14 protein-coding genes are annotated in these 13,637 nt (G+C 63.5%); 4 read left to right on the top strand and 10 right to left on the bottom strand.

The genetic code is table 11. The features are described 5' to 3' along the window. Position 1: 1 nt before the first annotated feature. The 4 genes from CAG00_RS05430 to CAG00_RS05415 form a co-directional block, all read right to left on the bottom strand. Positions 2–556 carry a DUF2589 domain-containing protein gene (locus tag CAG00_RS05430; protein WP_025338935.1) on the bottom strand — a complete coding sequence of 185 codons (555 nt, stop codon included), beginning with the start codon at positions 554–556 and terminating at the stop codon, positions 2–4. Positions 557–632: 76 nt separating this feature from the next. Continuing rightward, the gene (locus CAG00_RS05425) at positions 633–1,292 is read right to left on the bottom strand and encodes a DUF2589 domain-containing protein (protein WP_085663671.1); all 660 of its coding nucleotides are present in this window, start codon (positions 1,290–1,292) and stop codon (positions 633–635) included. Between the two features lie 64 nt (positions 1,293–1,356). Continuing rightward, positions 1,357–1,737 carry a Mor transcription activator family protein gene (locus CAG00_RS05420; RefSeq protein ID WP_085663670.1) on the bottom strand — a complete coding sequence of 127 codons (381 nt, stop codon included), beginning with the start codon at positions 1,735–1,737 and terminating at the stop codon, positions 1,357–1,359. Between the two features lie 251 nt (positions 1,738–1,988). Further along, positions 1,989–2,447 carry a hypothetical protein gene (locus tag CAG00_RS05415; protein WP_085616552.1) on the bottom strand — a complete coding sequence of 153 codons (459 nt, stop codon included), beginning with the start codon at positions 2,445–2,447 and terminating at the stop codon, positions 1,989–1,991. Between the two features lie 151 nt (positions 2,448–2,598). On the opposite strand from CAG00_RS05415, the gene CAG00_RS05410 reads away from it, so the two are divergent. Further along, positions 2,599–2,787 (top strand): hypothetical protein, encoded by a 189-nt coding sequence (locus CAG00_RS05410; RefSeq protein WP_003248064.1) that lies wholly within the window; start codon positions 2,599–2,601, stop codon positions 2,785–2,787. Between the two features lie 36 nt (positions 2,788–2,823). On the opposite strand, the gene CAG00_RS05405 is transcribed toward CAG00_RS05410, so the two are convergent. Then, positions 2,824–3,198 (bottom strand): fe2+ zn2+ uptake regulation protein, encoded by a 375-nt coding sequence (locus tag CAG00_RS05405; RefSeq protein WP_025338939.1) that lies wholly within the window; start codon positions 3,196–3,198, stop codon positions 2,824–2,826. Positions 3,199–3,393: 195 nt separating this feature from the next. Between CAG00_RS05405 and CAG00_RS05400 the strand changes: the two genes are divergently transcribed. Next, positions 3,394–5,709, top strand: coding sequence for an acylase (locus CAG00_RS05400; RefSeq protein WP_085663669.1), 2,316 nt, complete (start codon positions 3,394–3,396; stop codon positions 5,707–5,709). Positions 5,710–5,830: 121 nt separating this feature from the next. On the opposite strand, the gene CAG00_RS05395 is transcribed toward CAG00_RS05400, so the two are convergent. Together CAG00_RS05395 and CAG00_RS05390 are read right to left on the bottom strand one after the other, a co-directional pair. Then, positions 5,831–6,553: a UDP-2,3-diacylglucosamine diphosphatase gene (locus CAG00_RS05395; protein ID WP_013972909.1), complete on the bottom strand. Its 723-nt coding sequence runs from the start codon at positions 6,551–6,553 to the stop codon at positions 5,831–5,833. Continuing rightward, the gene (locus CAG00_RS05390) at positions 6,550–7,050 is read right to left on the bottom strand and encodes a peptidylprolyl isomerase (RefSeq protein WP_085663668.1); all 501 of its coding nucleotides are present in this window, start codon (positions 7,048–7,050) and stop codon (positions 6,550–6,552) included. The genes CAG00_RS05395 and CAG00_RS05390 overlap by 4 nt, the downstream gene beginning before the upstream one ends. A 247-nt stretch (positions 7,051–7,297) precedes the next feature. On the opposite strand from CAG00_RS05390, the gene CAG00_RS05385 reads away from it, so the two are divergent. Continuing rightward, on the top strand, positions 7,298–9,001 hold the full coding sequence (locus tag CAG00_RS05385; protein ID WP_025338943.1) for a glutamine--tRNA ligase/YqeY domain fusion protein: 1,704 nt from the start codon (positions 7,298–7,300) through the stop codon (positions 8,999–9,001). 9 nt (positions 9,002–9,010) lie between these two features. Then, on the top strand, positions 9,011–10,393 hold the full coding sequence (cysS, locus tag CAG00_RS05380) for a cysteine--tRNA ligase (RefSeq protein ID WP_025338944.1): 1,383 nt from the start codon (positions 9,011–9,013) through the stop codon (positions 10,391–10,393). 135 nt (positions 10,394–10,528) lie between these two features. On the opposite strand, the gene CAG00_RS05375 is transcribed toward cysS, so the two are convergent. The 3 genes from CAG00_RS05375 to csiR form a co-directional block, all read right to left on the bottom strand. Next, positions 10,529–11,920: a HAMP domain-containing sensor histidine kinase gene (locus CAG00_RS05375; protein WP_085591211.1), complete on the bottom strand. Its 1,392-nt coding sequence runs from the start codon at positions 11,918–11,920 to the stop codon at positions 10,529–10,531. Then, entirely contained in the window at positions 11,898–12,578 is a 681-nt protein-coding gene (locus CAG00_RS05370) for a response regulator transcription factor (protein WP_025338946.1), read from the bottom strand. Before CAG00_RS05370 ends, CAG00_RS05375 begins: the two co-directional genes overlap by 23 nt. Positions 12,579–12,826: 248 nt before the next feature. Then, positions 12,827–13,522 carry a DNA-binding transcriptional regulator CsiR gene (csiR, locus tag CAG00_RS05365; RefSeq protein ID WP_015270630.1) on the bottom strand — a complete coding sequence of 232 codons (696 nt, stop codon included), beginning with the start codon at positions 13,520–13,522 and terminating at the stop codon, positions 12,827–12,829. Positions 13,523–13,637 lie beyond the last annotated feature (115 nt).

Here is a 13,637-nt window from a genome sequence, read left to right as displayed (position 1 = left end):
GTCAACGGACGATGGCCGCCTCGATGAACTCATTGGTGTCGGGCGAGGGCGGCGGGCTGGGGGCGCGTACCGGGATGATCAGGCTGGTGTACTCCTCGATCAGCCGGTTGAGGGCTTCTGGTGGTTCGCTGGCCTGGAACTGCATGCGGATCTGCACTTCATCGGGGTCACGGTTGTCGCCCTGACGGCTTTGGCCACCGATGGTGACCTTGAAGCTGGCCGCCTTGTTTTCGCCTGCGGTCAACAGTGCCTGCTGTGCTTCGGTGCCTTTGACCCGTACCGAAAGGTCGACCTGCATGCGCTCGAGGGCCAGGCCCTTGGGCGACACCAGCGCGAACAGCGGTACGCGCATGATGTGCTGGCCGTCCATGGCCACTTCGACCATCTTGGCTTTCATGGGCGCGCCCAACGCTTCGGTGTCGCATTCGAAGAACTGGTCGAACAGGTTGATGTACTGCTGCGCGATCAGGCTGTTGGTAGCACTGGCGGCTTCCTGCAGGCCACGGGTGATTTCGCGCAGGTCGATGGAAGTCATGGGGGCGGGGGATTTATCCAATGCTTCGACTCCTCAGGCCAGGTGGTGCCCCCCCTGTTGCTGGTCAGGGGGGCTGTTCGGGGCGGGGAGGTGCGCCTCAAGAGGTGGCGGCGCCGAGGGCCGGAGCGCCGTCGGCCGCAGGGTTCTTCAAGGTATCGGCCTGGGAAATCAAGTCCTGGCTTTCCAGTGTGGCGGTTTTGACCACGGTCGGCTTTGTCGCGGCGTCGGTCAGGAAGTCGATCACCCGCATCATCGCTTCAGGCGGGTCCTGGCGTTTCAAGGTCGTGTTGAAGGCGTAGCGGGCGCGGGTGTCAGTCTTGCGGGTTTGCGTGGACTTGTGGCTGACGCTGCCTTTCACGTTGAGCCTGAACGGCCCCCAGCCCAGCGAACCGCTTGCCTCGGCATTCATGTCCTTGCTGGAAACGTCTTCCGACATCTGGTTGATGACCAGTTCGAACTCGACATTACCTTCTTCGATGGAAATGTTCGGGTGGGTGATGGCTGCCACCAGCGGCACTTTCATGGTCTTGCTGACCACGCCCTTGTACTCGCCTTGTTCGTCGACGATGGTTTCGTCGTAGTCGAACTGGATGGCCACGGCCTTGCCGTCCTGGACGCACACCTGCATCAGGAAGTCGGCGTAGGATTTGCTGGCGGTGACCTGGGCCTGGACCATGGCCTGCAGGGGGCCTGCGATCATGCGGTCCATCGGCAAGGCATTGATTACGGAACCGATGAGGCTGTTATCTATCGACATTGCTGGGTTCTCTTCTGGTTGGGTTCAAAACGTGGCCGTCAGTGGTGGTGACGATGCCGGGGCTTCAGCGAGCGCAAGGTTCCTGGCGACGGATGTTGCCGATCTGGCGCAGGCTCAGGCCGTACTTGTCAGCGAGCAGGCTGCGCGACAAGCCGCTGGCGCTTTCCTTCTGGATCTGCAGGTTGCGCAACTGGCGCATGAAATGGTCAGCCTTGGGGATTTCCAGGGCGACACCGGCAAAGCGCTTGATCAGTGCGTCGAGCGCTTCGGCCGGCAACACGTCGGCAAGCTTGGTGCGCTCGCGGTGCTTGGGGATGTACTTGGGCCTGCCGCCGTAGGCGCAGGTCAGCTGGTAGGCGTTGTCGATGCCGATGCAGTCGATCAGGGCCTGCAGCGAGTGGGGCAGTTGGCTGATATCGATGTGGCTCAAGTCTGGCAGTTGCATATGGCGCTCCTTCGGGACGGATGGGCTGTGCTAACCGATCACCAGCGGCGTTATGTCGAAGGTGTGGCTGGATTTTCTGTGACAGCCGAGGCATGTCGCTAGGCGCCATATGGGTTGGGGCTTGTAGCTTCCGCGAACAGGTTTTGCAGGCAGCGATATCCGGCGTTGTAGGACATGGCTTCAACATTTGGCTGTGGCGGGTGATTTCCCATCACGTCACTCCCTGTGCAGCGCGTTGGGTGTGGTAACCCTCAATCGCACGGATAGCTGCTCAGCAGGCTGGCGCTGCGCAGGTAGGCCTGGGGGGAGTCGCGCATGCCTTGTGGCAGCGTGCGCCAATCGACCAGCAGGCACAGCGCATGCAGCGGCTGCCCGTCACGGTGGCCGATGACCTGGTCGGCAAAGCTGCGGCGGTACAGTGCCTGGGTCTGCTGCTGTGCTTGTACCTGGTCGGCCTGGGCCAGGGTTTGCCGGGCCAGTTCGGGCAGTTGCGCCAGGGGGACACTGAAATGCACCGACGCACCTTTTGCCTGCAGGTAACCGGCCTGGCGCACGCGCTGCCACAGTTGTTGCCATTGGCTGGCGCCAGCTTGGCCAGCCAGTTCGCGGCCCAGTTCGAGCAGTTGCTCGGCCGAGGTCTGGCGGGTGTCCAGCGCATGAAGGGAAAAGGGCGTCAGCAATAGCGACGCGAACAGAAGGGGTTTGTACATGGTGCCTCCGGCATGGGTGCTTGGGAGCCCCATGCTTTCAGGCAGGCGCCGCCCCACCCAGCAGGAAATGCAGCGCCGGGGCCGGTGGCCGTTGTATCATTGCCGCGGCTCGTTGCGAGCCATTTGCCCCTGATGTTGCAAGGAACCTTCGATGACACACGTGCAGCGCCTCAAATATTCCCTTCTGATCATCCTGGTGGTACTGGGCCTGATGCTGGGCCTGTCCCACCTGCAGAAGCAGGGCACGATCAGTGAGCAGACCTTCCAGATGCTGGCCATCGCCATCGCCGTGGTGGTCGTGGTGATCAACGGCATCCTGCGGCGCAAGGTCAAGCCCTGATCCTGGCGGGCCGGCCAGTCATGGCCGGCCATGCGCTCAGCGCACAGGCGTTCGCTCCAGCACGGCGCGCGCCTGCGGGTCGAGGCTGTAGCATTTGTCGCTGCCCAGCTGGATGACGCCCTCGCTGCACAGCCGCTTGAGCACTTCGCGCACGCTGAGGAACGACAGCGGGATATCCAGCTGTTCCAGTTGCGCGTGCACGCCGCGCACGCCAATGCTGCGGCCATTGCGGTCGGCGGCGTGCAAGGCATCGATGACCTTGAGGCGGATCAGGCTGGTACGCAGGCCGAAACTGCGCAACAGCTCGCGGATCTGTTCGTTGCCGATGCGTTCGTCAGCAAAAACGTCCTGTTCCCTGGGCGCTTTGCCTGGGACGCGCCCAGCCTGGATCGAGGGTTGCGGGTTGTACATGTGAATGCTCCTTTTCGTGGACGAACCCGAAATTTGGGTGCCTCACTTACTAGGACGAATGAGAACGGAAAAACTGCAGCCCACGCGCAAAAAAAAGCCTGGTTCTGTTCAAGACGTTCCATTGCCTTGTAATACGTAAAATTTTCATCTGGCCATTCGTCTGATCGGGATGACCCCCGAACCCGAGGAGTGCCCGTGTTTCCACTTTCCCGTCCCATGACTTGCGCTGGCCTGGCTGCCGCCCTGGTAGCCTTCAGCGTCGGCGCAGCGCCGGTGCAGTCCGCCGCCGCCGATGCCAGTGCGCAGATTCGCCGAACCAGTTACGGGGTGCCGCACATCGTGGCCAAGGACGAGCGCGGCCTGGGCTATGGCATCGGCTACGCCTACGCCCAGGACAACCTGTGCCTGCTGGCCAATGAAGTGCTGACCGTGAGTGGCGAGCGCTCACGCTACTTCGGTGCCAAGGGCAAGACCCTGGAGCAGCGTGACAACCTGGCCAGCGATGTGTTCTTCGCCTGGCTCAACACGCCGGCGGCAGTCGAGGCGTTCTTGCAGGCGCAGCCAGCGCCAGTACAGGCGCTGCTGGCAGGTTATGCCAGCGGCTACAACCGGGCGCTGGCCGAGCGCCGCAGCCAGGGGTTGCCTGCCGAATGTGGCAACGGCGAGTGGCTGCGGCCGATCAGCAGCGAGGACCTGATCAAGCTGACCCGCCGGCTACTCGCCGAAGGCGGTGTCGGGCAGTTCGTCGAAGCGCTGGCGGGGGCGCAACCGCCAACGCTGGCCAGCCAGCAGGCGCCGGCAGGGTTTGCCGCGGCGCTGGCCAGGCAGCAGCGTTTTACCACGGAACGCGGTAGCAATGCGGTGGCCGTCGGGGCGAAACGTTCGGCCAATGGCCGCGGCCTGTTGCTGGCCAACCCGCACTTCCCGTGGATGGGGGGCATGCGCTTCTACCAGATGCAGCTGACCATTCCCGGCCAGCTCGATGTGATGGGGGCGGCATTGCCGGGCCTGCCGGTGGTCAACATCGGTTTCAACCAGCATCTGGCCTGGACGCACACCGTCGACACATCGAAGCACTTCACCCTGTACCGCCTGCAACTCGACCCCAAGGACCCGACCCGCTACCTGCTTGATGGCAAGTCGCTGCCGCTGGCCCGGCAAACCGTCAGTGTTGCGGTCAAGGCCGAGGATGGCAGCCTGAGCCAGGTACAGCGCCAGGTCTACAGCTCGCAGTTCGGCCCGGTGGTGCAATGGCCGGGTCGCCTGGACTGGGATGCGCATGCCGCCTACAGCCTGCGCGACGCCAACCTCGAGAACACTCGGGTGTTGCAGCAGTGGTACCAGATCAACCATGCCGACAGCCTGGCTACGTTGAAAGGCTCGGTGGAACAGCTGCAGGGTATACCCTGGGTCAACACGCTGGCGGTGGACCCGGCAGGCAAGGCCTTGTACCTGAACCAGTCAGTGGTGCCTTATGTGGATCAGCAACTGCTCAGTGCGTGCAGCAACCCGCAGGCACAAGGGCGCCTGGTGGTACTGGATGGCTCACGCAGCGCGTGCCAGTGGAAGGTCGATGCGCAGGCCGCGCAGCCGGGGATCTTCCCTGCGCGGCTGCTGCCGAGCCTGGAGCGCGAGGATTTCGTGCAGAACTCCAACGACCCGGCCTGGATGGCCAACCCGGCGCAACCGCTGACCGGTTACTCGCCGCTGGTCAGCCGCAGTGACCAGCCGCTGGGCATGCGTGGCCGCTTTGCCCTGCAACGCCTGCAGGGTACGACCCGCCTGGGCGTTGACGACCTGCAGCGCATGGTGACCGATGACGAGGTCTACCTGGCCAGCCTGCTACTGCCTGACCTGCTGCAGTGGTGCAAGGGCGCCGATGCGGATGTACGGGCGGTATGCAGCAGCCTGGTGGCCTGGAATGGCAAGGCTGACCTGGACAGCGGCATTGGCCTGGTGCATTTCCAGAACCTGTTCGATGCCCTGGCCGAGCACCCGGAAAGCTGGCGGGTGGCCTTCGACCCGGCCGACCCGCAGCACACCCCGCGCGGGCTGGCGGTAGAGCAGGCGGCCGTGCGCAAGCTGCTGCACCAGGCCGCGCTGGCGTCGCTCAAGCAGGTGCGTGACAGCGGCATGGCAGGGGAGGCGCGCTGGGGGCAGGTGCAACAGGCGAGCGATGGCACGCCGGTGCCGGGTGGCCCGCAGGCGTTGGGCGTGTACAACGCGATCTACAGCGTGCCGCACGGGCAGGGCAAGCGGCTGGTGGTCAGTGGTACCAGCTACCTGCAACTGGTCAGCTTTACCGACAAGGGGCCGCAGGCCCGTGGGCTGTTGGCGTTTTCCCAGTCGAGTGAAGCGGCTTCGGTGCATGCCGGTGACCAGACCAAGGCGTTTGCGGCCGGGCAACTGGCGGTGATTCCGTTTACCGAGGCGCAGATCAAGGCTGACCCGGAGTATCGGGAAGTGGTGATCAGTGAGCGGGACAAGGGGGCGGTGGTCAGCCGGCCTTGAGGTATAAGCCTGTGCCTGCCTCTTCGCGGGTAAACCCGCTCCCACAGGTACTGCACCAGGGCTGCAAGCGGCACGATACCTGTGGGAGCGGGTTTACCCGCGAAGAAGGCGACTCAGTCGGTCAGGAAAACTCGAACGGCGCCAGCTGAAACCCTTGCTCGTCAACCTGCAAGGCCCAGCCACGGCGGTCCCAGTCGCCCAGCACGATACGCCGTGCCGGTTGCCCGTCGACCACCAGCTTGTGTATCGCCGGTCGATGGGTATGCCCATGCACCAAGGTGCGTACACCATGCGCCGCCATCACCTTCGGCACTTCCTCCGGGGTGACATCGACGATCTCGGTGGACTTCATCCGCGTTTGCGAGCGGCTTTCGCTGCGTAGCTTGCGTGCCAGCTTGTAGCGGGCCGACAGCGGCAGGTGCCGCAACACCCACAGGCTCAGCGGGTTGCGCAGCAAGCGGCGCATTTTCATGTAGGCCAGGTCGCGGGTGCACAGGGTATCGCCATGCATCAGCAGCACCTGCTCACCACCCAGCTCGATCACGCTGGGGTCGTGCAGCAACGTGCAGCCCGCAGCGTCGCAGAAGGCCTGGCCAATCAGGAAATCACGGTTGCCATGCATCAGGTAGATGGCCGTGCCGCTGTCGCTCAGCCGCCGCATGGCCTGGCAGACCGACTGCTGGAAGGGCGTCATGGCGTCGTCGCCGATCCAGGCTTCGAAGAAGTCGCCAAGGATGTACAACGCCTTGGCGTGGCGGGCACGGCCATCGAGCAGATCAAGAAACGCCCGGGTAATGTCCGGGCGTTCTTCTTGCAGGTGCAGATCGGAGATCAGCAGGATCACTCAACGATCTCGGCTTTCTCGATGACCACGTCGTCCTTCGGCACGTCCTGGTGGCCAGCCTTGGAGCCGGTGGCGACCTTTTCGATGGCGTCGACGATTTCACGGCCTTCGATCACTTCGCCGAATACCGCGTAGCCCCAACCCTGCACGTTCTTGCTGCTGTGGTTGAGGAAGTCGTTGTCGGACGAGTTGATGAAGAACTGCGCCGAGGCGGAGTGCGGCTCCATGGTACGGGCCATGGCAATGCTGTACTTCTTGTTCTTCAGGCCGTTGTCGGCTTCGTTCTGGATGCTGGCGCGGGTCTTCTTCTGGCTCATGCCAGGCTCGAAGCCGCCGCCCTGGATCATGAAGCCCTTGATCACACGGTGGAACACGGTGCCATTGTAGTGGCCGTCCTTGACGTACTGAACGAAGTTTTCGGTAGTCAGCGGCGCTTTCTCGGCGTCCAGTTGCAGGACGATGTCGCCGTGGTTGGTGCTCAGTTTGACTTTGGACATGCTGAAACTCGCTCTTTCAAGGCAATCGGAATTAGGGTGCGCAGGGCGCGGGTTATCACCTGACGCAGGATCAGGCGATCGCGACACATGGCGCGCACTGGCCATTTTGCCAGGCTGCGGCAAAAAGCCGTGATAAATCACGCCAGTTTGTCCGGGCCCGGCTGTCAGCAGCTTGACTGCTTCGGCTATGATAGGCCCTTTGATTCAATCGGCCTACCCAGGCCGGACACGTGCATTCAAGGATCCTATGAGCAAGCCCACTGCCGACAACGCGCCCAACGCCGCTGCCAAAGGCGCCCCCGCTGTCCCTGCGAACTTCCTGCGGCCGATCATCCAGGCCGACCTGGACTCGGGCAAGCACAGCAGCATCGTCACCCGTTTCCCGCCGGAGCCCAATGGCTACCTGCACATCGGTCACGCCAAGTCGATCTGCGTCAACTTCGGCCTGGCCAAGGAATTCGGGGGCGTCTGCCACCTGCGTTTCGACGATACCAACCCGGCCAAGGAAGACCAGGAGTACATCGACGCCATCCAGAGCGATGTCAAGTGGCTGGGCTTCGACTGGGCCGGCGACGTGCGCTACGCCTCCGACTACTTCGACCAGTTGCACGACTGGGCGGTCGAGCTGATCAAGCGCGGCAAGGCCTACGTCTGCGACCTTACCCCCGAGCAGGCCAAGGAATACCGTGGCAACCTCAAGGAGCCGGGCAAGAACAGCCCGTTCCGCGAGCGCAGCGTTGACGAGAACCTCGACCTGTTCGCCCGCATGAAAGCCGGCGAGTTCAAGGATGGCGAGCGCGTGCTGCGGGCCAAGATCGACATGGCCTCGCCGAACATGAACCTGCGCGACCCGATCCTGTACCGTATCCGCCATGCCCACCACCACCAGACCGGTGACAAGTGGTGCATCTACCCGAACTACGACTTCACCCACGGCCAGTCGGACGCCATCGAGGGCATCACCCACTCGATCTGCACCCTGGAGTTCGAAGGGCATCGTCCGCTGTACGACTGGTTCCTCGACAACCTGCCGGTGCCGGCACACCCGCGCCAGTACGAGTTCAGCCGCCTGAACCTGAACTACACCATCACTTCCAAGCGCAAGCTCAAGCAGCTGGTGGACGAAAAGCACGTCGAAGCCTGGGACGACCCACGCATGTCGACGCTGTCCGGCTTCCGTCGCCGTGGCTATACCCCGGCCTCGATCCGCAACTTCTGCGAAATGATCGGCACCAACCGTTCCGACGGCGTGGTCGACATGTCGATGCTCGAGTTCAGCATCCGTGACGACCTGGACCGCACCGCACCGCGCGCCATGTGCGTGCTGCGCCCGCTGAAGGTGGTCATCACCAACTACCCGGAAGGCCAGGTCGAGCAGCTCGAACTGCCGCGCCACCCGAAGGAAGACATGGGCGTGCGCGTGCTGCCGTTCTCCCGTGAACTGTACATCGACCGTGACGACTTCATGGAAGAGCCGCCGAAGGGCTACAAGCGCCTGGAACCGGCCGGTGAAGTGCGCCTGCGCGGCAGCTACGTGATCCGCGCCGACGAGGCGGTCAAGGATGCCGACGGCAACATCGTCGAGCTGCGCTGCTCGTACGACCCGGACACCCTGGGCAAGAACCCGGAAGGCCGCAAGGTCAAGGGCGTGATCCACTGGGTGCCGGCCGAGGGCAGCGTCGAGTGCGAAGTGCGCCTGTACGACCGCCTGTTCCGCTCGCCGAACCCGGAAAAGACCGAGGAGGGCGGCAGCTTCCTGGACAACATCAACCCAGGCTCGCTGCAAGTGCTCAGCGGCTGCCGTGCCGAGCCGTCGCTGGCCCAGGCGCAGCCCGAGGACCGCTTCCAGTTCGAACGCGAAGGCTACTTCTGCGCCGACCTGAAAGACAGCCAGCCGGGCCGCCCGGTGTTCAACCGCACTGTCACCCTGCGTGACTCCTGGGGCAGCTGAGGAACCGCCGTGCTTACCATCTACAACACGCTGAGCAAAGCGAAGGAAACCTTCAAGCCGCTGGATGGCAACAAGGTGCGCATGTACGTGTGCGGCATGACCGTATACGACTACTGCCACCTGGGCCATGGCCGCAGCATGGTGGCCTTCGACCTGGTCACCCGCTGGCTGCGCAAGAGCGGCTACGAGCTGACCTATGTACGCAACATCACCGACATCGATGACAAGATCATCAACCGGGCCAACGAGAACGGCGAAAGCTTCGACGCCCTGACCGCCCGCATGATCGACGCGATGCACGAAGACGAGCGCCGCCTGAACATCCTGCCGCCGGACCAGGAGCCGCGTGCCACCGACCATATCGCCGGCATGCACGCGATGATCCAGACTTTGATCGACAAGGGTTATGCCTACGCACCGGGCAATGGCGACGTGTACTACCGCGTCGGCAAGTTCGTCGGTTACGGCAAGCTGTCGCGCAAGAAGATCGAAGACCTGCGCATCGGTGCCCGTATCGAGGTCGACGAAGCCAAGCAGGACCCGCTGGACTTCGTGCTGTGGAAGGGCGTCAAGCCGGGCGAGCCGAGCTGGGAATCGCCATGGGGCCCGGGGCGTCCGGGCTGGCACATCGAGTGCTCGGTGATGTCCACCTGCTGCCTGGGTGAAAGCTTCGACATCCACGGTGGCGGCAGCGACCTGGAGTTCCCGCACCACGAGAACGAGATTGCCCAGAGCGAGGCGGCCACCGGCAAGCAGTACGCCAACGCCTGGATGCACTGCGGCATGATCCGGATCAATGGCGAGAAGATGTCCAAGTCGTTGAACAACTTCTTCACCATCCGCGACGTGCTCGAGAAGTACCACCCTGAAGTGGTGCGCTACCTGCTGGTGGCCAGCCACTACCGCAGCGCGATCAACTACTCGGAAGACAGCCTGCGCGATGCCAAGGGCGCACTGGAGCGCTTCTACCACGCCTTGCGCGGCTTGCCACGGGTGGCGGCCAAGGGTGGCGAAGAGTTTGTCGAGCGCTTCAGCGTGGCCATGAACGACGACTTCGGCACCCCCGAAGCCTGCGCCGTGCTGTTCGACCTGGTGCGTGAGATCAACCGCCTGCGCGACAGCGACCTGGAGGCCGCTGCCGGCCTGGCCGGTCGCCTGCGCGAGCTGGGTGATGTGCTGGGTGTGCTGCAGCTGGAAGCCGATGACTTCCTGCGTGCCGGTGCCGAAGGCAAGGTGGATGCCGCTGAGGTCGAGGGCTTGATCCAGGCGCGCCTGCAGGCCCGTGCGGACAAGAACTGGGCCGAGTCCGACCGCATTCGCGACCAGCTGACCGCCATGGGTGTGGTGCTGGAAGACAGCAAGGGTGGGACTACCTGGCGTCTGGCCGACTGATCGGTTTGAAGGGGGCTGCTCTGCAGCCCATCGCGACACAAGGCCGCTCCTACAGGAATAGCGTTGCATTCAATGCTTGCGTAATCCCTGTAGGAGCGGCCTTGTGTCGCGATGGGCCGCAAAGCGGCCCCGTTTCTATTTGGCCAGCCCGGCGAGCGGGCAGTGCAACACCAACCTGGCCCCACCCAGCTCGCTTTCCCCCACCTCCAGCCCGAACCCATGCAGGTCGACGATCGCCGCAACGATCGACAACCCCAGCCCGAACCCCGCATGGCGGTGGCCTTCATCGCTACGGTAGAAGCGCTTCAGCACTGCCGCCCGTTCCTCTTCCGGAATACCCGGCCCGCTGTCCTCGATGGCCAGGCGCAGGCCCTTGTCGTCCTGCGTCGCAGTAATCCGCACCAGCCCACCCTCGGGCGTGAACTTGATGCCGTTGCCCACCAGATTGGCCAGTGCCTCGAACAGCAGTTCGCGGTCACCGTGCAACGCTGGCAGTTCGGCTGGCTGCTGCAGTTCCAGGCGGATGCCGACGTCTTCGGCCAGCGGCAGGTAGAAGTCGTGCAACTCCACCAGCAGTTCGTGCGGGTCAAGCTGGACGAAACCGGCCCGCCGCTGGCGGTCTTCCAGTTCGCTGATACGCAACAAACCGCGAAAACGCGCCATCAGGGTATCGGTTTCGCCGATGGCCTGGTCCAGTGCCTCGGCCTGGGTGGAGTCGACGTCACTTTGCTGGCGAATGCGGTACAGCTGGGCGCGCAGGCGGGTGAGCGGGGTGCGCAGGTCGTGGGCGATGTTGTCGCACACGCCCTTGACCTCGTGCATCAGCCGCTCGATGCGGTCGAGCATGGCGTTGACGATGGCCGCCAGCATGTCCAGCTCGTCACGCCGGGCCGACAGCGGCAGGCGGTGGGTAAGGTCACCGGCGACGATCAGTTCGGCCTGGGCCTGGATTGCGCGAATGCGCTTGAGCGGGCGGCGCCTGAGCAGATACCAGCCGGCAAAGCCCGGGATCAGGGTCAGCGAGATCCCCCAGAGCAGGGCATGCAGGATGATCCGGGTGACCACGAACAGCGAGCCGTTGTCGCGCACCAGCACCAGCCAGCGGCCATCCTGCACCTTGATCGCCACCGCGTCGCAGCTGTCACGCGGCATGTGCGGGTCGTCGGCGTCCAGGCAGCGCTTGAGTTCGTGAACCTTGCCGTCCAGCCCCAGCTCTGGCGGGATGGCGCGAATGCGCCCGCCGATCGGGTTGAGCTGGTTGTCGAACAGGCCGTAGGCGTCGAAGCTGCGCTCTTCGAAGGCCTGGCTGGCGACCAGGGCGTCGTCCAGCTGTTTGCCGCTCATGTGCGCGAACAGGTGCTGGCGCTGCAGCATCGAATGGCGGGTGAGTTTGTTCAGGTAGCTGGACACCTCGAAGTACAGCACCCCCATGAGGATGCTGCTCCAGGCCACGAACAGAAAGCTGTACAGCGCCAGCAGGCGGCTGGTCGAGGAGCTCCAGCCCTTAGACGGGTTCAGCAATGGCATAGCCGGAGCCCCGTACCGTACGGATCAGCGGCGACTGGCCGGGGGAGTCGATTTTCTTGCGCAGGCGGCCGATGTGCACATCGATCAGGTTGGTGCCCGGGTCGAAGTGGTAGCCCCAGACTTCCTCGAAAATCATCATCCGCGTGATCACCTGGCCGCTATGGCGCATCAGGTACTCCAGCAGCTTGTACTCGGTAGGCAGCAGGTTGAGGGTCTGTTCGCCACGGCGGGCTTCGTGGCTGATCAGGTCCAGTTGCAGGTCGGCGACCTGCAGGCGGGTCTGGGTCATGGGCACGCTGTTGCGGCGCAGCAGCACTTCGACCCGCGCGGCCATCTCGTCGGAGGCGAACGGTTTGGTCAGGTAGTCGTCACCCCCGGCACGCAGGCCACGTACCCGCTCGTCGACGTCGGAGAGGGCGCTGATCATCAGAATCGGCGTGGCGATCTTGAGGCTGCGCAGGGTGGTGACGATGGTCAGGCCATCGACCTCGGGCAGCATGCGGTCCAGGGTAATCAGGTCGTAGCCGCCGGCAATGGCCTTGGCCAGGCCTTCACGGCCATTGTCGGCCCAATCCACCTCAAGGCCGTGGCTGGTAAGTTCGGCGACGATTTCCTGGCCGGTGACGGCGTCGTCTTCGATGGTCAGTACGCGAGGCATGCTGGTTCCCGGGCATCTAATGGAGACTTGATTGTGCCAAAGAATAGCCAAACGGCGATTTAAGAAAAATTCATCTGGCCACCTGACCGGCTGACCGCCCCCTTGTAGGAGCGGCCTTGTGTCGCGAAAGGGCTGCGCAGCAGCCCCAGCATTTCAGCACAAATGCACAGATTGCCGGGGCTGCTGCGCAGCCCTTTCGCGACACAAGGCCGCTCCTACAAAGGACCGCGCAGGCCAGGGCAAAGCGCTCAGCGTGCGCCGATACCCTCGGCATGCATGATCTGCGCAATGATCGGCACCGGAGTCATCAGGTGCGAACGCATCATGGCGCTGGCGCGCTTGGCGTCCCGGGCCAGAATCACCTCGACCAATGCCGCATGCTCCTGGCGCTTGAGCTCCAGGGCCTGTTCGGAAAACACCGTCTGGGTCAGCCACAGGTGCCGGTAGCGCTCGGCCTGATCGAACAGATAGGTGCGCGCCTGCAGCAGGTGCTTGGAGCCGCAGCCTGAGGCAATGGCCGTGTGGAACGCCTTGTGCCGTTCGTCCCATACATCCAGGCGTTGCTCGCGGGTTTTCACTTCCACCACCTTGGCCAGGGTATGCGAGTGGGCCAGTACCGACGCCTCCCAGGCGTCGTCGCCACGTTCGATGGCCAGGGTGATGATCATCGCCTCCAGGTTGGCGCGGGCATCGTAGATGTCGTTCATCTCGTCCAGCGACATGGGCGCCACACGGTAGCCCTTCTGGCTGATCGCGTTGACCAGGTGCTCGGCCACCAGCTGCGACAGTGCTTCGCGCAGCGGGCCCACGCCCAGGTCGTAGCGTTCCTTCAGGGTGCTCATCAGCAGCTTTTCTCCGGGCTTGAACACGCCGCGGATGATGTCCTTCTTGAGCCTCTCATACCCGCTGAATGCTGAGTTTTGTCGGGGGGCGAGCGCTTCCAAGGTCCTGTTCCTCAAACGGTTTTGTCGATCATACCGAAAGCGTTCGCTGGCGAAAAACAATGGACAAACACACGTTTTGTCAGTGAACAATTAAAATGTAGACATTTTGCGTTTA

This window comes from Pseudomonas sp. B5(2017) (assembly GCF_002112825.1).
In the GTDB taxonomy this organism is placed as follows: Bacteria; Pseudomonadota; Gammaproteobacteria; order Pseudomonadales; family Pseudomonadaceae; genus Aquipseudomonas; species Aquipseudomonas putida_Z.
This window is presented reverse-complemented; position numbering and strand designations above follow the sequence as displayed.